We start from the raw sequence: 19,358 nt of genomic DNA, 5'->3' as shown, positions 1-19,358 counted from the left end.
ACTGTGCTTGACATCACATCCACTCCGGTGCTTCAGTTGACTTACCGACCATTCGGTCTGGAAATGCGATGAGGAGCCCCGATGACTGAGTCCACCCAGCTCGCCCCCGAGGGCCTGAAGTCGAGCGCCGCAGATTCGAGCACCGCAGCCCAGCCTCGGCATCGGATGCTGGAGAACGATCGGGCCTCCGAGGCGCTCGGCATCGTCGTGCTCACCGCCGATCCAGGCCACGCACGGATCAGCATGGTGATCCGCGAAGACATGACCAACGGCTTCGACATCGCCCATGGGGGAATGATCTTCGCCCTGGCCGACACCTGCTTCGCCATGGCCTGCAACCACCCGAGCCTCGACGAGGGCACCATCACCGTGGCCTCCGGCGTCGACATCAACTTTCTGAAACCTGCCCTGCTCGGCGAGACCGTCCTCGCCGAAGCGATCGAAGTGGCGAGCACCGGGCGCAGCGGCGTCTACGACGTGAAGATCACCCGCGGTGATGACCTCCTCGGGGTCTTCCGCGGCCGCTCGCGCACCATCGCCTCCCCTGGAAAGAAGTGACCCGATGAGCATCCTCAACACCGAAGCCACCGCGATCCCCGCCACCGAGCCGGGACTTCCGGACACCGAAGAGCTGATGAGCCGCGACGAGATCGAGGCCCTCCAGCTCACCCGGCTTCAGCAGACCCTGCGCCACGCCTACGACAACGTCGCGGCCTACCGCGAGCTCTACGATGCCCACGGCGTGGGCCCCGATGACCTCCAGACGCTGGAGGACCTGGCCAAGTTCCCCTTCACCGACAAGGAGTTCCTGCGCGCGGCCTACCCGTTCAAGGCCTTCGCGGTGCCGATGGAACAGATCCGCCGGGTGCACGCCTCCTCCGGCACCACCGGGCGCCCGACCGTGGTCGGCTACACCGATGAGGACATCGACACCTGGGCCACCCTGCTGGCGCGCTGCCTGCGCTATTCCGGAGTCCGCCCGGGCGATCTGGTGCACAACGCCTACGGCTACGGCCTGTTCACCGGCGGCCTCGGCGCCCACTACGGGATCGAGAAGCTCAAGGCCACCGTGATCCCGATGTCCGGTGGCCAGAGCGAGAAGCAGGTCCAGCTCATCCAGGACTTCAAGCCCCGGGTGATCCTGTGCACCCCCACCTACCTGCTCGCCCTCGCCGACGCGTTCCGCGCGGCCGGGGTCGACCCGCGGGAGACCTCGCTGGAGATCGCCGTACTCGGTGCGGAACCGTGGACGGACAAGATGCGCCACGAGATCGAGCAGACCTTCGCGCTGAAGGCCTGCGACATCTACGGCCTCTCTGAGGTGATGGGCCCCGGCGTCGCCGGCGAGTCGGTGGAGCGTCAGGACGGCTCCACGATCTGGGAGGACCACTTCCGGCCCGAGATCATCGATCCGATCAGCGAAGAGGTGCTGCGCACCGGTGAGCACGGTGAGCTGGTCTTCACCACGCTGACCAAGCAGGCGCTGCCCATCATCCGCTACCGCACCCACGACCTCACCCGTCTGCTGCCCGGCTCCGAGCGCCCAGGACACCGCCGGATGGGCCGGATCACCGGACGCAGCGACGACATGATCATCCTGCGCGGGGTCAACCTCTTCCCGTCCCAGATCGAGGAGATCGCCCTGGAGATCAGGGAGCTCTCCCCGCACTTCCAGCTGCGCCTGGCCCGGCCGGGAAAGATGGATGAGATGACCGTGCACATCGAACGTCGCCCGGAGACCTCCGCTTCAGCTGCCGAGACGGCAGGTGCCGAGCTGGCTCGGCAGATCAAGGTCAAGGTCGGCTCCAGCTGCAAGATCAGCGTGGAGGAGCCCGGCTCCCTGGCGCGCTCCTCGGGCAAGCTGCGCCGGATCTATGATCAGCGGCCGCGATAGTCCCGCGACTAGGGTGGAGTCATGACCACCACTTCGACGACGGCGTCCGCCTCCCGCCGGGGCCGCCCCGGCTATGACCGCGAGGGGCTCATCACCGTCTGTGTCGAGACCTTCAACCGCCATGGCTACGAGGCGACCTCGATGGGCGCGCTCTCCCGGGAGCTGGGCATCTCCAAGTCGGCGATCTACCACCATGTGAGCTCCAAGGAAGAGATCCTCGACATCGCGCTGAACCGCTCGCTGGCGGAGCTGGAGCGTGTGGTCACCGAGGCTGAGGCGCTGGACGCGTCCGCGGTGGCCGAGCTGGAGATGATCCTGAGCGAATCGGTGAAGGTGCTGACCACTTCATTGCCCTATGTGACGCTGCTGCTGAGGCTGCGTGGGAACTCCGAGATGGAGGTCAAGGCGCTGCAGCGGCGACGTGAGATCACGCTGCGCATCGCCGAACTCATCCGGCAGGCCCAGCAGGACGGTGACCTGCGTGAAGACATCGACGCCCGCACCGCCTCGCGCCTGGCCATGGGCACGATCAACTCGATCGTGGACTGGTACCGGCCTGTGGGTGGCGCCCCGGACGCCGCACTGGCCGAAACCGTGAAACAGATCATCCTGGGTGGACTCCGCGCGCCCGAGGGCCGCTGACCTTCACGGTCCTCGGCGGCGCAGTGCCCACGGGCCCTGCCCTCCCGCCCTCGAAATGTCGACCATCGACACTCACCGCCAGGGCTCCCGAAATATTGTTTGCATTAGGCAACCGGTCACATCCGCGGCCTCGCAGGCATCCGGCCTTCTCCCGGCTGGAGCTCGGCGGAATCTGCCCAGGACACAGTGCATACATCTGTTGACCTCGAGGTTTTGTTCAGGTTAGCGTCAGTTTATGTCCGGGGTGCTTTGTAGTTCATTGCGCGCGGTGCATGAGCCCAAGGAGCAGAGCGGCCGCGGCCCTTCGCGACCTGCGGCTGCCCCTGATCACCCACGCAGATAGAGGTACCGACGCATGGACATTCTGACAACCGGCGGCACGCTGGCCATCGTGATCGCGGTGATCGTCGCCGCGGTGATCGTCGGCACCGTCGCCCTGCTGATGATGCGGGCATGGACCAAGGTCGCCCGAGCGGATGAAGCGCTGGTGGTCACGGGCAAGTCATCGCGCTCCGACCTCCCAGGGTCACGCCCCAAACAGGTCATCGTCAACGGCCGCGCGCTGGTCAACCCGATTCGGCAGCGCCACGAGATCATCTCTCTGCGCTCGCGCCAGGTTCTGATGACCGTGACGGCGCAGAGCCACGACAACGTCACCATCAACGCCGAAGCCGTCGCCCTGGTCAAGATCGGCAGCGCGGACGAAGACGTGAAGGCAGCGTCCGAGCGTTTCGCCTCCCAGGACGACGCAGTGGTCGAGTACACCCAGGACCAGCTCGAAGGTGCGCTGCGCGGTCTGATGGCGCAGCAGACCGTGATCCAGCTGATGCGGGATCGACAGAAGTTCTCCGACGAGATCTCCGAGTCGATCTCTCCGGAGCTGCAGACTCAGGGACTCCTGCTGGACTCGTTCCAGATCCGTGAGATCACCGATGACTCCGGCTACATCTCCTCCCTGGGTGCACCCGAGATCGAGGCCAAGCGCCAGGCCGCAGAGATCGCCGCGACGAACGCCGAGCGCGCCATCGCCAAGGAACGCATCTTCAACAACGAGCAGAACCTGGTCGAGGAGACGGAGTACGACTCGAACAAGGCCGCTGCCACCTCACGAGTGGGTCAGGCCCGCGCACAGGCCGAGCAGGCCGAAGCCCTGGCGGGCGAGAAGGCCCGCCAGGAGGTGCTCGGTCAGCGAGCCGAGAACCGGCAGGCCGAGCTCGACGCCGACGTCAAGCGTGTCGCCGACGCTGATCTCTACAAGCAGCAGAAGCGCGCGGACGCCGAGGCCTACGAGCGCACCAAGGCCGCTGAGGCAGGAGCACTGGTCGCCGAGTCCGAGGCTCGGGCACGCCTGAAGCGCTCCGAGGCCGAGGCCACCGCGATCCGCGAAGAGGGCGAGGCCAAGGCCGCCGCCATCCGCGCGGAGGCAGAAGCGCTGCGCGAAAACCAGGAAGCCGTGCTGGCTCGCGAGGCACTCGCGGTGCTTCCACAGCTGATGGACTCCTTCGCCGCCGGCTACGCGAACATCGGTTCGATGACACTGATCGGCGGCTCCGGTGAATCAGGGGCCTCCAAGCACTTCGACGGCGAGGCCTCCGTGGCCCTGGCCGGGGTGTTCAAACGCGTCGAAGCCGCCACCGGCATCGACCTGGGATCGATCCTGCAGGCCAAGGTTCAGGGCGCTGCCATCGGCGAGGCGATCTCCGAGTCCAGCAGCACGGGCTCTGCGCCGACTCAGGACCAGTAGCCAGCAGTCACAGATGCAGGAGAATGGCGCCATGGACGAATCCCCTGCACCAGTCTCCGACCGCGACATGGAGCGGGTGATCCTCGAACTGCTCGCTCAACGAGCTGAGGCCGCGACGATCTGCCCCTCGGAGGCTGCTCGCGCCGTGGCAGGTGATGACTGGCGGGATCAGATGGATGCTGCGCGGGCAGCCGCTCAGCGCCTCGTCGCCGCCGGCGTCGTAGACATCACGCAGCGAGGCGTTGTGGTCGACCTCGCCACCGCGCGAGGCCCGATCCGGATCCGTCGCCGCCCTGCCGACGCAGGACCCGGCTGATCCAGCACCCAGCGCTGGTGCCCCATCATCAGGGCTCTTGCCCCATCGTCGGGCACATGCGAATCTGCCTGCATGATGAGATCCCTGGACCTGCCCACGATCGTCACGACCAGAACGGGTGATCACGCGGGAGAACCGATCGCCACCATGCAGCTCACACGCATCCCCGGGCTGACCCGCAGGGGTGCCACTCGACTGCTCATCGAGGCCGTCAGAGTCTCCAGCGCGCACCGCTCGAGCGGCATCGGTTCAGCCATGATGACGTGGGTGGTCGAGGTGGCCGCCCCCGCCGCCGGGGCCACCCTGGTGCAGCTGACCTCTGATGCGGCCCGGGTCGATGCGCACCGCTTCTATGAGCGCCTGGGGTTCGTCGGCTCCCACCGCGGATTCAAGTACCAGCTCGCGGTACCACCGATCAACGCCTGAGGAGTCAGACCAGTGCTGAGCAGTGAGATCGCCGAGCTCGCCGGAGTCACGGTGCGCACCGTGCGCCATTACCACCAGGTGGGGCTGCTTCCCGAGCCTCCGCGCAGCAGCACCGGCTACCGCCACTACGACATCAGTCATCTGGTCCAGCTCCTGCGCATCAAGAGACTGACTGCCCTGGGAGTCCCCCTGTCGGAACTCTCGACGGTCCTCGATGTTCCGTCCGCAGCCGAGAGCCTGCTCGAGGAGCTCGACTTGCAGGCCGCCGCCGAGATCGACCGGCTCAACGCTCGGCGTGCGCGGATCGCCGCGCTGCGCCGCAGCGGTTCTCCGCCTGATCTCGCACCCGAGCTCGCGGCCTGGCGCTCGACTCCCGACATCTCTCTGCCAGAGGACATGTCCCGGCTCGAACACGAACAGCTGGTCCTGTTGGGACACCTCCTGGGAGACCGGGGTCACGAAGTGTTCACCGAAGGGTTCGCGGCGCTCAACACCCGGATGATCGCGCCGCTGACGGCCCGCTTCTCCGCGCTCGACGCTGACACCCCCGACGCCGAGGTCGACTCTCTGATCCACGAGATGGTCTCGACCCTGCGTCCTGTGCAGGCGAGGTTCGCCGATCTTCCGCCGCTGGATGACCAGGTCGCGGCGTTGATGGATGAGCTGACCGCTCGGAGACTCCTTCCCGTCCAGCGCCGCGTCCTGCGCGAGATCCAGGAGCAGCTGGAGGCGCTCGAAGAGGGTTGAATCGGAGGTCAGGCAGGGGCGGCACCAAGCATTTGACCCTGACGCGACGTCATAGTCTTCACTGTGGGCATGAAAAGAACCTCATTCTTCTACTTCGCCTCATTCGTCACGTCTCTGCTGGGCAACTCGGTCACCGCCATCGCCCTGCCGCTGCTCGTGCTGTTCAGCACCGGCAGCCCGCTCGACGCCGGAATCGTCGCGATCGCCGCCGCGGTGCCCGCCGCGATCGCCGGACTCCTGATGGGTTCGCTCATCGACCGGATCAACCGACGCACGGCCTCGATCCTGTCGGACGTCATCTCCGCCGTCGCGCTGATGATCCTGCCCATCGTGGACCTCACGGTCGGACTGAACGTGGGATGGTTCATCGCCGTGGCGATCCTGGGCTCCTTCGGGGACGTCCCAGGGATGACGGCCCGGGAAGCGATGCTCCCGGCCATCGCGAAGGCGGTGGGATCGGAGCCGTCTCGACTGATCGGACTGCGTGAAGCTCTCACCGGGGTGACCATGCTGATCGGCCCTGCGGTGGCCGGCGTGCTGGTCGCCGCACTGGAACCGGTCACGGTCCTGTGGATCACCTCCGGCATCGCAGCCCTGGCGGTGCTGCTGACCCTCGGCATCCCGTCCGGGGCGACGGCGCATCAGCACGATCGCGATGCGGCACCCACCACACAGGGCGTCCGGTCGCTCCTGCACGGCCTGACGCTCCTGCTCCGCTCCCCCCTGCTGCGCACGATGCTGCTGTTGGCCGTCACGCTCGGGGTCGTTCTGGCGGCCATGCAGGGCATGGTGATCCCAGTCCACTTCGCCTTCCAGAATGAACCGCAGTTCGTCGGATTCGTGCTCAGCTCCCTCGCCGCGGGCCTGCTCGTCGGCGGCGGCCTCTTCGCCGGCCTCGCCAACAGGATTCCGCGCCGGGTCTGGTTCATCTCCGGCATCGCCACGCTGGCGGCGGGTCTGGGCGGCCTCGCCATCCTGGGCCCGGTCTGGTCGATCTTCGCCTCGGCAGCGGTGGCGGGCATCGGCGGCGGCGCGATGAACGCCGTCGTCGGACTGACCTTCGTGGAGAACGTCGACGAGAACCAGCGCGGCAGGGTCCTCGGCGCGCAGAACGCCATCCTGACGCTCACCCCTGCGCTGGGCATCGGCGGTGGTGCTGTCCTGATCGAGAGCGGCAGCCTGCACCTGGCGACCACGGTCTTCGTCACCCTCTGGGTGATCGTCTCCCTGGCCTCCCTGCTCAGTCCGCGGATCCGCCGACTCGGCGAACCAGCCCGGGAGCTCGTCGACGCCTGACCGCGGATCAGGATCATCCCTCGGAGGAGACCTCTCGGTCGGCGCGTCGCCACAGGCGGCGCCCGGCTCGAGAGGTCTCCCCCACCCAGTCATCTCATCCTCTTCGACATCGCGTGTTGACCGTCACACCTCCAGTGCTATACTGAACGAACGGTCGGTAAATAATGCGACGGAATAGAGGATGACCATGTCACCCCAGAACCACCAGCACGCTCCCCTCCACCTCGCCGATGAGAGCGACGCCGCAGCGGCGCTCGCCGAGGCAGAGGCCGGGCAGAACCGCTTCGACGAGATCATCGCCGAGGACTCCCGCATCGAACCCCGCGACTGGATGCCCGAGTCCTACCGGAAGTCGCTGGTGCGGCAGGTCTCCCAGCACGCGCACTCCGAGATCATCGGCATGCAGCCCGAGGGCAACTGGATCTCCCGCGCCCCCAGCCTCAAGCGCAAGGCCATCCTGATGGCCAAGGTCCAGGACGAGGCCGGCCACGGGCTCTACCTCTACTCCGCCGCCGAGACCCTCGGCCGCCCCCGCGAAGAGATGTACGACCAGCTCTACAGCGGCAAGGCCAAGTACTCCTCGATCTTCAACTACCCCGCCCGGACCTGGGCCGACATCGGTGCGATCGGCTGGCTGGTCGACGGCGCCGCGATCGTGAACCAGGTGCCGCTCTGCCGCGCATCCTATGGCCCCTATGGCCGCGCCATGGTGCGCATCTGCAAGGAGGAGTCCTTCCATCAGCGCCAGGGCTGGGAGATCCTCTACTCGCTCTCCCACGGCACCGAGGCGCAGCACCAGATGGCCCAGGACGCCGTGAACCGCTTCTACGGACCGGCGCTGCAGATGTTCGGCCCGCCGGACGGCGACTCCCCGAACTCCCAGCAGTCGATGGAGTGGAAGATCAAGCGCTTCACCAACGACGAGCTGCGCCAGCGCTTCGTGGACATGCTGGTCCCGCAGGTCGAGGCCCTGGGCCTGACCCTCCCCGACCCTGAGCTGAAGTGGAACGAGGAGCGCGGGCACTACGACTTCGGCGACCTGGACTGGGACGAGTTCTTCGCCGTGATCAAGGGCAACGGCCCGCTGAGCCGGCAGCGCCTGGAGCACTACCGCAAGGCCCGCGACGAGGGCGCCTGGGTCCGCGAAGCCGCGGTCGCCTACGCCGATCGTCAGGCCCAGGACCAGGATCGTGACCAGGCCGCCCTCATCGGCGCCTGAGCCCCACCGATGCGCTCCTGAGCAGCTTCAGTCCCGACCCCGCTGCGCTCCCGATGCAGCCGCACTCCCCCGACATCACTGCTAGAAAGGCGAGGCCATGACCTCCAGCGCAGATTCAAGCTCCTGGCCCCTCTGGGAGGTCTTCATCCGGTCCTCGCGCGGGCTCTCCCATGTCCACGCGGGCTCGCTGCACGCCCCCGATGCCACCATGGCGATCCGCAACGCCCGGGACCTCTACACCCGGCGCAACGAGGGCACCTCGGTCTGGGTCGTGCCGGCCGCGGCGATCATGGCCTCGGATCCGGATTCCAAGGGCGCCTACTTCGAGTCCGCCCAGGGCAAGAGCTACCGCCATGCCACGTATTACACCCAGTCCGAAGGGGTGAAGCACCTGTGAGCTTCGCATCGCATGATTCCGCCACCCGCCAGTCTCAGGGCGAGGCGATCACCGCCGAGGAGATCGCCGCCTCCGGCGCGAAGGCCGAGGATGCCACCGCCCGGTACGCGCTGCTGTTGGGCGACGACGCGCTGATCCTCTCCCAGCGCCTGGGCGCCTGGGTCTCCCGGGCCCCAGAGCTGGAGGAAGATGTCGCCCTGGCGAACATCGCCCTGGACCTGCTCGGCCACGCCCGCTTCCTGCTCACCTACGCCGGCACCGCCTGGGACAAGTCCGAGGACGACCTCGCGTACTTCCGCAGCGAGGAGGAGTTCCGCTCCTGCCGCCTCGTGGAGCAGGAGAACGGCGACTTCGGCAAGACCATCGCCCGGCAGCTGATCTTCAGCTTCTACCAGCACGAGCTCTACAGCCGACTGGTGAACTCCACCGACCCCACCCTCGCGGCCATCGCCGAGAAGGCGCTCAAGGAGGTGGACTACCACCAGGATCACGCCGCCCAGTGGATCCTGCGTCTGGGCCTGGGCACCGAGGAGTCCGCCCGCCGAGTCCAGGCCGGCCTGGACTCCGTGTGGTCCTACGTCGAGGAGCTCTTCACCGATGTGGAGCCGATGACGCAGCTCGGTGACGTCGCCGTGCTGCCCTCCGCCCTGCGCGAGCCCACGCTGACCCGGCTCCACCAGGTCATCGAACAGGCAGGGCTGGCCGTCCCCGACATGTCCGGCGCCCACGGAGCCGACCGCTCCGGCCGCCACTCCGAGCAGCGCGGACTGATCCTGGCCGAGATGCAGGTGCTGGCCCGCCAGCACCCCGGAGCCACCTGGTGAGAGGAGCACCCATGGCAGTGATGGGACCCGAATCCGTGACCCTGCCCCCCGGCGCCACCGTCTGGGAGATCGCCGCGAGCGTCAACGATCCCGAGATCCCGGTGCTCAGCATCGCCGATCTGGGAATCCTGCGCGAGGCCCGAGTGGACCAGGACGGCACCGCCGTCGTCGTCATCACCCCCACCTACTCCGGCTGCCCGGCCATGGACACGATCAACGCCGATGTCACCGCCGCGCTGCGCCATGCCGGACACGAAAGGGTGCGCCTCGAGACGGTGCTGCACCCGGCGTGGACCACCGACTGGATGACCGAGGAGGGCAAGGCGAAGCTGCGTGAATACGGCATCGCCCCGCCCACCGGCAAGGCAGCCCTGGGGCCGGTCCGCGTGGGCCTGAGCGTGAAGTGCCCCCGGTGCGACTCCCCCAATACTCGTGAGATGACCCGCTTCGGCTCCACCGCATGCAAGGCGCTGTACCAGTGCCGCGACTGCCTGGAGCCCTTCGACCACTTCAAGGTGCACTGATGTCGACGACCACCCGCCGCCGCGCGACCTTCTCCACGCTCACCGTCTCCGAGGTGCGCCCACTCACCGCCGACTCCGTGGAGGTCACCTTCGCGGTGCCGCCGGAGCTGCAGGACGACTTCGACTACGCACCGGGCCAGTACGTGGCGCTGCGCACCGAGCTCGAAGGCCAGGAGGTCCGCCGCTCCTACTCGATCTGCACCGAACCCACCCCCGGTGAGATCCGGGTGGCGATCAAGCGCGACATCGGAGGGCTGTTCTCGAACTGGGCCAATGAGTCGCTCCAGCCGGGGGATCAGATGGAGGTGATGAACCCCTCGGGGGCGTTCGTCTCCAAGACGGCGATCACCTCGATGAACAATCCGGCCAAGCTCGCCGAGGAGGCCGTGGCGCTGCGCTCCGACGTGCACCTGGTCGCCTTCGCCGCGGGTTCCGGGATCACCCCGATCATGGCGATCGCCCGCTCGGTGCTGGCAGCCTCGAAGGACTCCACCTTCGACCTGATCTACGCCAACCGCTCTGCCGGCGACGTGATGTTCGCCGAGGAGCTGGGCGACCTCAAGGACCGCTATCCCGCACGCCTGGCGGTCCACCACGTGCTCAGCCGCGAGCAGCGGATCAACCCGCTGCTCACCGGCCGGATCGATGACGAGAAGCTCAGCGACCTGCTGGACAAGGTGCTGCGCGTCCAGGACACCGACGAGTGGTTCCTCTGCGGGCCCTTCGAGCTGGTCCAGATGGCCCGAGACTCGCTCGCCGCCCGCGGGGTGGATCAGGGCGACATCCGCTTCGAACTCTTCACCACCGGCCGCCCGGACCGCCCCGAAGGGCAGCAGGGCCGCAAGGTCGAGGCCGACCCGGAGGGCGACAACATCGCGATCGAGTTCACCCTCGACGGGCTCACCGGACAGGTCGCCTCCCCGAGCGGCTCGGGAGAGACCGTGCTCAACGCCGCACTGCGCGCCCGGCCCGACGTGCCCTTCGCCTGCGCCGGAGGGGTCTGCGGCACCTGCCGGGCGAAGGTCGTCTCCGGAGACTTCGAGATGGAGGAGAACTTCGCGCTGGAGTCCGACGAGGTCAAGGCCGGATACATCCTGACCTGTCAGACCCGACCCACCTCCAAGCAGCTCGTCGTCGACTACGACGCCTGAGCGCGTCCCAACCCTGGAGACCCCATGATCAGCCTCAGCATCACCGAGAACATCGCCGAGATCGTCCTGGACGCCCCCAAGAAGCTCAACTCCCTGGATGAACAGGCGCTCGATGACCTCGATGCCGCCTACCAGGAGGCCGAGGCCGCGGGGGTCCGGGCGCTGCTGCTGCGCGGTGAGGGCAAGGGCTTCTGCGCGGGCCGGGACATCTCCCAGGTGGTGCCCGCCACCGACGACGCGCGCGGGTACCTGCAGGACCGGGTCACTCCGTTGATGCGCCGGATGGCGGCGTTTCCCGCCCCGACCTTCGCCGCGGTGCAGGGCGCCTGCCTCGGGGTGGGACTGGGTCTGGCCATCGCCACCGACGTGGTCTACGTGGCCGAGAACGCCAAGATCGGCTCCCCCTTCGCCGCGCTGGGCGCCACCCTGGACTCCGGCGGACACGCGCTCTTCGTGGAGCGCCTCGGTGCGCACCGGACCCTGGACCTGATCTACACCGCCGATCTGATGTCGGGCGCCGAAGCGGTGGCCGCGGGACTCTTCTCCCGCGCGATGCCGGCCGAGGAGCTGCTCGACGTCACCCGCGAGAAGGTCGCCGTGGCCGCAGCCGGCGCCACCCTGGCCTTCCGGGAGTCCAAGGCCCTGGTGGCCGAGGTGCGGGATCAGCGCATCGGCCTGTGGGAATCGCTGAACGCCGAGAACCACGCCCAGGGCCGGCTGTGTGACTCGGCGGACTACACCGAGGGCTTCGCCGCCTTCCAGCAGAAGCGGAGACCCGTCTTCCACGGGAGCTGAGCTCAGCTCCCAGCCACCTCGCGCCGGAACGCTCCCGGGGAGACCCCATATTCATGCTTGAAGGCGCGGCTGAAGCTGGAGGCCTCGGGGTAGCCCCAGCGCGCGGCCACCGCGCTCACTGAGCGGTGCGCCTGCGAAGGATCTCCGAGCTCCATCCGGCAGCGCTCCAACCGACGCTGACGGATCCACTCGCTGATCGTCGTGCCCTCCTGGGCGAAGACCCCCTGCAGGTACCGCAACGAGACATGCAGCGCGCGGGCCACTGCCCCGACTCCCAGTTCGGGATCTCCCAGATGATCATCGATGTGCCGGACCGCTTCCAGGTAGACCACATCGCGGGTAGGCACCTCGGCGGCGGGACGGAACCGGGAGAGCAGCGTGGCCTGGACCAGCTGCAGCACCGCTGAGGCCGCCCGCGGGTCCGGCGCCATCTCACCCTTTTGCAGCTGATCATCCAGACTGCCCAGCAGCGAGGAGGTCAGCGCACCCAGACCGGCCGAGCCGGGGATCCGCTGCGCCACCACGGCCCGGGCCTGCTCGGCGGAGAGCCCGAGCTGCTCGACCGCGATCTGCACCACGAACATCCGGTACGCCCCGCCGAAGACCAGGTCATAGGGACGGCGCGTGTCGTAGATGACCAGGTCCCCCGGGGACAGCAGCGCCTCGCGACCGTCCTGCCGGGTCAACGAGCTGCCCTGAACCTGGAGTGCGAACTTGAACACCCCTGGGTCCCCCGCCGCGATCGCCTGCCGGCTGCGCCGCACGGTGACCGCGTCACCGCCCACCCCGGCGACGCTGAGCGAACCCAGCGCCAGACCGGTCAGCGCACCGTGGAACGAGCTGGGATGCTCGGTGCTGGCGTCCAGCGGCACGAACGCGGTGTTCACCGCATGCCTCCACGCCTCGAACCGATCCTGCGGCGCGAGCTGCGCGGGATCGAAGGACACCTGCCCCGTCGTCGTGCTCATGAGATGACTCGATCCGGTGTCCGCATGGCTCCAGTCTTCCAGTCGACTGTGATCCGCGCCACAAGCCTGCACCTGGTGCACAGGACCGTGCGCCTGTGATCAAGGCGCCCTCCGGCCGCCTCGCCATGCTGGAGGCACTACAGATGAACGGCGTTCCCGGACGCACCGCGATGCGAGGAGAGCTGAACACCATGAACGAAGCCATGACCACCGACTATGTCGTCATCGGAGCCGGGTCCGCCGGGTCTGTGATCACCCGCCGGCTGCTCGATGCCGGCCACAGCGTCCACCTGATCGAGGCCGGAGGCGGCGATGAGGACCCGAACATCCACAGCCCACAGGGCTGGCCGATGCTGATGCAGGGAGCCTCCGACTGGGCGCTGACCACCGTGCCCCAGGTCCACGCCGACCACCGGAGCATCGCCTGGCCGCGTGGGAAGGTGCTCGGCGGCTCCGGGTCGCTCAACGGCATGATCTACATCCGGGGCCACCGCTCGGACTACGACAAGTGGGCCGCCGCCGGGTGTGAAGGATGGGGCTGGAAGGACGTGCTGCCGCTGTTCAAGCGCTCCGAGGACCACGAGGACGGTGAATCCGAATTCCACGGTGCCGGCGGTCCGCTGCATGTGGAGAAGATCGTGAACCGCCACGCCAGCTCAGAGGCCTTCGTCGAGGCCGCCGGCAGCGTGGGCATCTCCGAGACCCAGGACTTCAACGGTGCGCAGCTCTCCGGTGCGGGGTTCAACCACACCACGACCAAGGACGGGAAGCGACACAGTCCCTGGCGGGCCTTCATGCATCCGATCCTCGGACATGAGCGGCTCACGCTGACCACCGACGCGCTGGTCCACCGGATCACCGTGGACGCCGGGCGCGCCAGCGGCGTGGAGTACAGCACCGGGAACGGCACTCACACGGCACACGCCTCGGCAGAGATCGTGCTCTGCGGCGGAGCCATCGGTTCCCCCAGCATCCTGCAGCACTCCGGCATCGGGGATCCCAGCGACCTGCGCCAGGCCGGGATCAGCACGGTCCTCGAGCTGCCCGGGGTGGGCAAGAACCTGCACGACCACGTCCTGGCCAGCGTCATCTATGAGGCGCCGGAACCGCTGGCCGAGGGGCGGCACAATCTCCTCGAGGCCCAGCTCTTCGCGCACAGCCGGCAGACCCAGGAGGAGGCCCCGGACATCCAGCCGCTCTTCATGCACTTCCCCTATCCCACCGACGGCGGCGCGGTGCCTGCCGCCGGGTTCACCGTCAACGCCGGGATCGTGCGGCCGCTCTCCCGCGGCACCCTGCGGGTGACCAGCACCGACCCCAGGATCGCGCCGCTGCTGGACCCCAATCTGCTCGCGGAGGACTACGACCTCGAGGCCCTCTGTGACGCCATCGAGCTGTGCCGAGAGATCGGCGCCCAGGACGCGCTCGCGCCCTACCGGAAGGCGGAGTTCAGCCCCTCGGCCCCGCTGGAGACCCGGGACCAGGTCCGCGCGCACGCCAGGGCGATGGCCGGCACGTATCACCATCAGGCGGGGACCTGCCGGATGGGCGTCGATGACCTCTCCGTGGTGGACCCGCAGCTGCGCGTCCGCGGCGTCGCCGGCCTGCGCGTGGCCGACGCCTCGATCATGCCGGCGCTGCCCAGCGGCAACACCAACGCCCCGTCGATCATGATCGGCGAGAAGGCGGCGGACCTGCTGCTGGGCCGCTGAACCGCTCTGCCGCGCTCCAGCATCCTCTGACCTGTTCAGCTCTGACGACATCAAGGAGAACACCATGACCACCACCACGCTGCTCGAGGAGATCACCACCTCCGAGGGACAGGAGATCCACGACCCGGCCACCGGGGAGCTGATCGGCCATGCGCCGCGCACCTCGGCCGCAGACCTGGACGACGCCGTCGCCCGCGCCCTGCGCGCCCAGCCCGCCTGGGCCGCCGCGGGCCACCCCGAGCGTCAGGCGGCGCTGAATGCCGCCGCCGATGCGATCGAGGCCCACGCCGAGGAGCTCGCCCAGCTGCTCTCCCGAGAACAGGGCAAGCCGCTGAACGGTCCCAACGCCCGCTTCGAGGTCGGGGCATGCGTGGCCTGGCTGCGCACCGCGGCATCCATCGCGGTGGAGCCTGAGGTGCTCCTCGACGATGAGTCGGGCCACGCGGAGCTGCACTACCGGCCGCTCGGCGTCGTCGGGGCCATCGGTCCCTGGAACTGGCCCATGATGATCTCGATCTGGCAGATCGCCCCGAGCCTTCGGATGGGCAACACGGTGGTGGTCAAGCCCTCGGAGTACACCCCGCTGAGCGTGCTGGCCCTGGTCAAGGTGCTCAACTCGGCGCTGCCTGCGGATGTGCTCATCGCGGTGCCCGGTGACGGATCGCTGGGCAGACAGCTCACCGAGCACAGCGACATCGCGAAGATCATGTTCACCGGCTCGGTGACCACCGGCAAGGCGATCATCAAGACGGCTGCGGACACCATGAAGCGGATGACCATGGAGCTCGGCGGCAATGACGCCGGAATCGTGCTCGACGACGCCGACCCGCAGGCGATCGCCGAGGACCTCTTCTGGGGCGCGTTCATCAACACCGGGCAGACCTGCGCGGCGCTGAAGCGGCTCTACGTGCCGGACGCGATCTACGACGAGGTCTGTCGGGCGCTGACCGAGGTGGCCGCGAAGATGCCGATGGGCATCGGACTCGAGGAGCAGAACGTGCTCGGGCCGCTGCAGAACGCGAAGCAGCGCGACATCGTGGCCGGGCTCGTGGACGCGGCCAAGGATGCCGGTGCCCGCGTGCTGATCGGAGCGGACCCCGACGTCGAAGCCCCGGGCTTCTTCTATCCCACCACCCTGGTGGCCGACATCGATCCGCAGAACCCCCTCGTCATCGAGGAGCAGTTCGGCCCGGCGCTGCCGATCATCCGCTACAGCGATCTCGAGCAGGCGATCGAGTGGGCGAACGGCCTGGAAGTCGGTCTGGGCTCCTCCGTCTGGTCCTCGGACCCAGACCGGGCCACCGAGGTGGCCGCACGGCTCCAGGCGGGCACCACATGGATCAACAAGCACGGCGCCATCGACCCGCGGGTGCCGTTCGGCGGGGCCAAGCAGTCAGGCTTCGGCCTGGAATTCGGGCTGCAGGGACTCAAGGAGGTCGCCCAGCCGCATGTGATCCAGCGCTGAGCGCGACGACCCGAAGGTCGCGCTGGCGACCCTGGCAGAGCGTTCCGCCGAGCCGAGTCAAGACCTCGGCGGAACGCTCTGCCTCCGCGGCTGGTGAGCCCGACGGTGCGGGCTGGCCCGTCAGACCGGGACGCCCGGGATCCGGCCCTTGGCGGGCAGCTCCGCTCCTCGGGCGAACCGGGCCCAGAGCGCCCGGACGGACTTCCCGGCCTCCTCGAGGTCCTCCCAGGACGCCCCCTTCAGCAGCTCCAGCCCCGCCGTGTTCGACCGGTTTCCGAAGAGCAGCGCCACGTCGATCCCGTGGGCCGAGCGGAAGAAGTTGCCCGGGGCGGCCCAGTCGATGATGTAGTAGTGCCCCCGGCCGCCGGCTCGACGGTGCCGCCGGAGGAAGGAACGGATGCCGGTGACGTAGATGAGCCTGGTCCCGAGCCGGCTCAGCACCGTCATCGCCGGTGATCCGATCACGGGCAGCTCGCGAAGCCGCTTCACCGGGTGCGCGACCGGAATGAACAGCCGCGCCTCCTCCGCCGTGTGGGTGATCAAGATGTCGATCTGAGGTGCGACGGCCTTCCAGGCCTCGTCGACCTGGGACTCCGCTGGCAGGGGCGCGGCTCCGTACTGGGTTCCGAAGGGCATGAGCCCCTGCATCCCGAACGGAGCCGCCGCAGCGCGCGCAGCCTCCTGGAGACGGAGCACCTGCTTGACCGAGGCATCTGCGGACATCTCGGGGCCCGCCGCGGCCATGGCCGCCGTCATCTTCTCTCGACCCCGGGAGATGCCCAACGGCGGACTCTGCATGATGGCCCGGCGGAACAGCCTCGGCGCATCGCGCGTGGCCATGAGGTGGGCGATGGCGTCACCTCCGGCGGACTGCCCGAAGAGGGTGACCGCGTCCGGGTCTCCGCCGAACGCTGCGATGTTGCGCTGCACCCATTCCAGGGCGCAGAGCTGATCGAGCAGGCCGAGATTGGCGCAGCGCCCCCTGCCGCCGAGAAATCCGAAGGCGCCGAGACGGTAGGTCACCGAGACGACGACGACGCGCTGTTCCTCCACCAGGGCGGTGGGATCATAGATCAGCGCGTCCCCGGCGCCGGAGATGTAGGACCCGCCGTGGATCCACACCATCACCGGCAGGAGCTCTCCCTCCCGCCTGCTCTCCGGCGTGGTCACGGTGAGGTTCTGACAGTCCTCGCTCTGCGGCAGCCCTCCGGTGTGACTCCCGACCACCGGCTCCAGCTCCCGAATGCGCCACTGCGGGCAGGCCGGTGCCGGTTCAAGGGCGCGATACGGCGCAGAGAAGTCCTCCACGGGGCGCGGCGGGTGGAACCGGGGCGCCCGCGCGTAGGGAATGCCGGACGCCCTGACCACGGGCCCGAGCGCACGGCCGATGACGGGTCCGCACGGAGGGGTGAATCGGTGCTCAGCGCTCATGCCCGGCCCATCTGCTCGACGATGTGTCCTCTCAGTCAATCACCGCTGCCCGACTCTGGGATGCACCGCTGTTCGGGACCGCGACGGCTCTGCCGACGCGCCTCACTAGCCGGCCGGGGTATGCGAGCTCCACGCCTCGGAGTAGAACTCCGGGGAACGTGATCTCAGCAGCTCGGAGTAGGCCTCCGGGGACAGCGACTGCGCCGAGTCAGCGGGCACCTCCGCGGAGAACCCGGACACGCCGATCCCGGCCTCACGATCAGCCAAGGTCAGGCCGGCTGCCTCGATAAGCGTCGGGTACATGCTCAGCTGGTCCATGCCGGCGCGCAGCATGGTGTCTTGTTCTGCGCCCGGAATCCAGATTCGGTTGAAGATGGTCCGGTCGGGGTGGTCTTCGAGCTGCGCCTGCAGGGAGTCCCCGGCGTTGACCGGCTTGAGGTGGTCGCCCATGATCACGACGGCGGTGTCCTCCAGGTAGCCCTGGTCCTCCAGATGCTCCACGAACCCCGCCACCTGGACCATCGAACAGGCGAAGACCGACGTCGCCTCCTCCTGGGTGTCCACATCGCAGTAGTCGAAGACGTGGACCGGCTCATGGGTGTCCAGGGTGAGCAGCGAGAGGTTGAACGGCTCGCCGGTGCGCTGAGACTCGGCGTGCAGCTCATCGACCTCGGTCTTGGCCTGCTCCATCAGGCTCTGGTCACTGAGCCCCCAGTCGCTGCGGAAGCTGCTCTCAGGTTCACCGGCGGCCCGCCAGTCGTCGAGCCCTCTGACCTCTGAGTAGCCGTGGCTGCGCAGGAAGGTGTTCTTCTCAGCGAAGGAGGAGCTGGCTCCGCCGAGGAACACGTTCGTGTAGCCGCGCTCCTGAAGCAGATCGCCCAGGCACGTCGTGCCGTCCAGGTAGGTGCCGTCCCCCTCGCGCAGCTCACCGAGGGCCCCGCTGCTGGCCGCCGAGGTGACCCCCGCGAGCGGGATCCCGCACTGGGTGGCGGTCAGCCCCGACATGGTCCAGCCTCCGCCCTCGTACTGCCGGAGGTCCTTCGCGCTGCGCCAGCCCCGGGCTGGCTCGGTGACCTCCTTGAGCGGGGCGAAGGCGTCCTTCTCGAAGAGCGCCTCGTCCTCGAAGGTCGCCTCACCGGACTCCAGGTAGATCAGGACCAGGTTGCGCTTCTCCTGCTCGCCGGTGACCCGGGGCGGCACGTGGTGATCGGCGAGATCGTAGTTGGAGTTGCCGGCATCGATGTAGTCGGCGAGGCTCACTGCGGTGGAGAAGGAGGCGGCGCCGAGCACCACCACCGAGGCTGCCAGCGCCGATGAGACGGTGCGCATCAGCCAGGGAGAGCGCCAGCCGTGGTCGCTGCCCGGCTTCGGGCGCTGTCTGCGCCGTCGCCGGTGCAGGGACCATGCGGCGGCGGAGGTGATCAGCAGCGGCAGGACGCCGATCCCGAGGATGCAGGCCCAGACGACCGCTCCGCCCCCGCCGTCGGTCTCCACCGAGATGAGGTTCAGCATCATCTGCCCCACAGTGATCTCGCCCCAGAAGAAGCGGATCAGGCCGGCCGCGATGAGCAGCGCCAGCCCCACCCAGACCAGCACGAAGACCACGATGCGCCCGAGCATCACGGCCGAGCGGCGGGCCAGGCGGCGGGTCTGGGCGCGCGACGGGTCGGCTCGCAGTCCATGTGTCACTGCACGCACCTCTCCCCCGACGTCGAGCCCGATCACAGGCGATCAAAAACTTAGCCCCTTACATTACTCGCTGCTCCCAGAGAGGTCATGGAGCCCGCTCACAGCAAAGGGGCGGGAC

General features: G+C 68.3%; 18 protein-coding genes and 1 pseudogene. 16 read left to right on the top strand and 3 right to left on the bottom strand.

What is annotated here, in order from left to right; translation table 11 throughout:
- Nucleotides 1-81 precede the first annotated feature (81 nt).
- The 14 genes and pseudogenes from paaI to ACHAA4_RS10335 all read left to right on the top strand — a co-directional run bounded on the left by paaI (nt 82) and on the right by ACHAA4_RS10335 (nt 11,975).
- Nucleotides 82-558 (top strand): hydroxyphenylacetyl-CoA thioesterase PaaI, encoded by a 477-nt coding sequence (gene paaI, locus ACHAA4_RS10400; RefSeq protein ID WP_435774104.1) that lies wholly within the window; start codon nt 82-84, stop codon nt 556-558.
- Nucleotides 559-562: 4 nt separating this feature from the next.
- Nucleotides 563-1,894 carry an AMP-binding protein gene (locus ACHAA4_RS10395; protein ID WP_435774103.1) on the top strand — a complete coding sequence of 444 codons (1,332 nt, stop codon included), beginning with the start codon at nt 563-565 and terminating at the stop codon, nt 1,892-1,894.
- Nucleotides 1,895-1,915: 21 nt separating this feature from the next.
- On the top strand, nt 1,916-2,536 hold the full coding sequence (locus tag ACHAA4_RS10390) for a TetR/AcrR family transcriptional regulator (RefSeq protein WP_435774102.1): 621 nt from the start codon (nt 1,916-1,918) through the stop codon (nt 2,534-2,536).
- Between the two features lie 355 nt (nt 2,537-2,891).
- Nucleotides 2,892-4,280, top strand: coding sequence for an SPFH domain-containing protein (locus ACHAA4_RS10385; protein WP_435774101.1), 1,389 nt, complete (start codon nt 2,892-2,894; stop codon nt 4,278-4,280).
- Nucleotides 4,281-4,311: 31 nt separating this feature from the next.
- On the top strand, nt 4,312-4,596 hold the full coding sequence (locus tag ACHAA4_RS10380; protein WP_435774100.1) for a DUF3253 domain-containing protein: 285 nt from the start codon (nt 4,312-4,314) through the stop codon (nt 4,594-4,596).
- 129 nt (nt 4,597-4,725) lie between these two features.
- Nucleotides 4,726-5,022, top strand: a pseudogene (locus ACHAA4_RS10375) (GNAT family N-acetyltransferase); the annotation flags it as partial.
- A gap of 12 nt (nt 5,023-5,034) precedes the next feature.
- Nucleotides 5,035-5,769: a MerR family transcriptional regulator gene (locus tag ACHAA4_RS10370; protein WP_435774099.1), complete on the top strand. Its 735-nt coding sequence runs from the start codon at nt 5,035-5,037 to the stop codon at nt 5,767-5,769.
- 69 nt (nt 5,770-5,838) lie between these two features.
- Entirely contained in the window at nt 5,839-7,065 is a 1,227-nt protein-coding gene (locus ACHAA4_RS10365) for an MFS transporter (RefSeq protein WP_435774098.1), read from the top strand.
- 187 nt (nt 7,066-7,252) lie between these two features.
- Nucleotides 7,253-8,284: a 1,2-phenylacetyl-CoA epoxidase subunit PaaA gene (gene paaA, locus ACHAA4_RS10360; protein WP_435774097.1), complete on the top strand. Its 1,032-nt coding sequence runs from the start codon at nt 7,253-7,255 to the stop codon at nt 8,282-8,284.
- A 97-nt stretch (nt 8,285-8,381) separates the two neighbouring features.
- Nucleotides 8,382-8,681: a 1,2-phenylacetyl-CoA epoxidase subunit PaaB gene (gene paaB, locus ACHAA4_RS10355; RefSeq protein ID WP_036474355.1), complete on the top strand. Its 300-nt coding sequence runs from the start codon at nt 8,382-8,384 to the stop codon at nt 8,679-8,681.
- Complete coding sequence (paaC, locus tag ACHAA4_RS10350; RefSeq protein WP_435774096.1) at nt 8,678-9,505, top strand: 1,2-phenylacetyl-CoA epoxidase subunit PaaC; 828 nt, start codon at nt 8,678-8,680, stop codon at nt 9,503-9,505. The genes paaB and paaC overlap by 4 nt, the downstream gene beginning before the upstream one ends.
- Before the next feature lie 11 nt (nt 9,506-9,516).
- Nucleotides 9,517-10,029 carry a 1,2-phenylacetyl-CoA epoxidase subunit PaaD gene (paaD, locus tag ACHAA4_RS10345; protein ID WP_435774095.1) on the top strand — a complete coding sequence of 171 codons (513 nt, stop codon included), beginning with the start codon at nt 9,517-9,519 and terminating at the stop codon, nt 10,027-10,029.
- Nucleotides 10,029-11,180, top strand: a complete 1,152-nt coding sequence (paaE, locus tag ACHAA4_RS10340) for a 1,2-phenylacetyl-CoA epoxidase subunit PaaE (protein ID WP_435774094.1) — start codon at nt 10,029-10,031, stop codon at nt 11,178-11,180. The genes paaD and paaE overlap by 1 nt, the downstream gene beginning before the upstream one ends.
- 24 nt (nt 11,181-11,204) lie before the next feature.
- A complete protein-coding gene (locus tag ACHAA4_RS10335) occupies nt 11,205-11,975 on the top strand; it encodes an enoyl-CoA hydratase/isomerase family protein (protein ID WP_435774093.1) in 771 nt (256 codons plus the stop codon).
- Nucleotides 11,976-11,977: 2 nt separating this feature from the next.
- On the opposite strand, the gene ACHAA4_RS10330 is transcribed toward ACHAA4_RS10335, so the two are convergent.
- Nucleotides 11,978-12,943 carry an AraC-like ligand-binding domain-containing protein gene (locus ACHAA4_RS10330; RefSeq protein WP_435774092.1) on the bottom strand — a complete coding sequence of 322 codons (966 nt, stop codon included), beginning with the start codon at nt 12,941-12,943 and terminating at the stop codon, nt 11,978-11,980.
- 95 nt (nt 12,944-13,038) lie between these two features.
- Here ACHAA4_RS10330 and ACHAA4_RS10325 point away from each other — a divergent pair, with 95 nt between their 5' ends.
- Nucleotides 13,039-14,655: a GMC family oxidoreductase gene (locus ACHAA4_RS10325; RefSeq protein WP_435774091.1), complete on the top strand. Its 1,617-nt coding sequence runs from the start codon at nt 13,039-13,041 to the stop codon at nt 14,653-14,655.
- A gap of 64 nt (nt 14,656-14,719) precedes the next feature.
- Entirely contained in the window at nt 14,720-16,120 is a 1,401-nt protein-coding gene (locus ACHAA4_RS10320; RefSeq protein ID WP_435774090.1) for an aldehyde dehydrogenase family protein, read from the top strand.
- A 120-nt stretch (nt 16,121-16,240) separates the two neighbouring features.
- On the opposite strand, the gene ACHAA4_RS10315 is transcribed toward ACHAA4_RS10320, so the two are convergent.
- Both ACHAA4_RS10315 and ACHAA4_RS10310 read right to left on the bottom strand, forming a co-directional pair.
- Entirely contained in the window at nt 16,241-17,551 is a 1,311-nt protein-coding gene (locus ACHAA4_RS10315; RefSeq protein ID WP_435774089.1) for a carboxylesterase family protein, read from the bottom strand.
- 105 nt (nt 17,552-17,656) lie between these two features.
- On the bottom strand, nt 17,657-19,240 hold the full coding sequence (locus ACHAA4_RS10310) for an LTA synthase family protein (protein ID WP_435774088.1): 1,584 nt from the start codon (nt 19,238-19,240) through the stop codon (nt 17,657-17,659).
- Between the last annotated feature and the right edge of the window lie 118 nt (nt 19,241-19,358).

The organism is Nesterenkonia maliinae, assembly GCF_051262655.1.
Taxonomy (GTDB): Bacteria; Actinomycetota; Actinomycetes; order Actinomycetales; family Micrococcaceae; genus Nesterenkonia.
Note: the sequence above shows the minus strand (reverse complement) of the source record. Positions and strands in the feature narration are given on the sequence as shown.

Coding starts and splice junctions, on each gene's coding strand:
- paaI (WP_435774104.1), top strand. CDS start 82: ATGACTGAGTCCACCCAGCTCGCCCCCGAGGGCCTGAAGTCGAGCGCC.
- ACHAA4_RS10395 (WP_435774103.1), top strand. CDS start 563: ATGAGCATCCTCAACACCGAAGCCACCGCGATCCCCGCCACCGAGCCG.
- ACHAA4_RS10390 (WP_435774102.1), top strand. CDS start 1,916: ATGACCACCACTTCGACGACGGCGTCCGCCTCCCGCCGGGGCCGCCCC.
- ACHAA4_RS10385 (WP_435774101.1), top strand. CDS start 2,892: ATGGACATTCTGACAACCGGCGGCACGCTGGCCATCGTGATCGCGGTG.
- ACHAA4_RS10380 (WP_435774100.1), top strand. CDS start 4,312: ATGGACGAATCCCCTGCACCAGTCTCCGACCGCGACATGGAGCGGGTG.
- ACHAA4_RS10365 (WP_435774098.1), top strand. CDS start 5,839: ATGAAAAGAACCTCATTCTTCTACTTCGCCTCATTCGTCACGTCTCTG.
- paaA (WP_435774097.1), top strand. CDS start 7,253: ATGTCACCCCAGAACCACCAGCACGCTCCCCTCCACCTCGCCGATGAG.
- paaB (WP_036474355.1), top strand. CDS start 8,382: ATGACCTCCAGCGCAGATTCAAGCTCCTGGCCCCTCTGGGAGGTCTTC.
- paaD (WP_435774095.1), top strand. CDS start 9,517: ATGGCAGTGATGGGACCCGAATCCGTGACCCTGCCCCCCGGCGCCACC.
- paaE (WP_435774094.1), top strand. CDS start 10,029: ATGTCGACGACCACCCGCCGCCGCGCGACCTTCTCCACGCTCACCGTC.
- ACHAA4_RS10335 (WP_435774093.1), top strand. CDS start 11,205: ATGATCAGCCTCAGCATCACCGAGAACATCGCCGAGATCGTCCTGGAC.
- ACHAA4_RS10330 (WP_435774092.1), bottom strand. CDS start 12,943: ATGAGCACGACGACGGGGCAGGTGTCCTTCGATCCCGCGCAGCTCGCG.
- ACHAA4_RS10320 (WP_435774090.1), top strand. CDS start 14,720: ATGACCACCACCACGCTGCTCGAGGAGATCACCACCTCCGAGGGACAG.
- ACHAA4_RS10315 (WP_435774089.1), bottom strand. CDS start 17,551: ATGAGCGCTGAGCACCGATTCACCCCTCCGTGCGGACCCGTCATCGGC.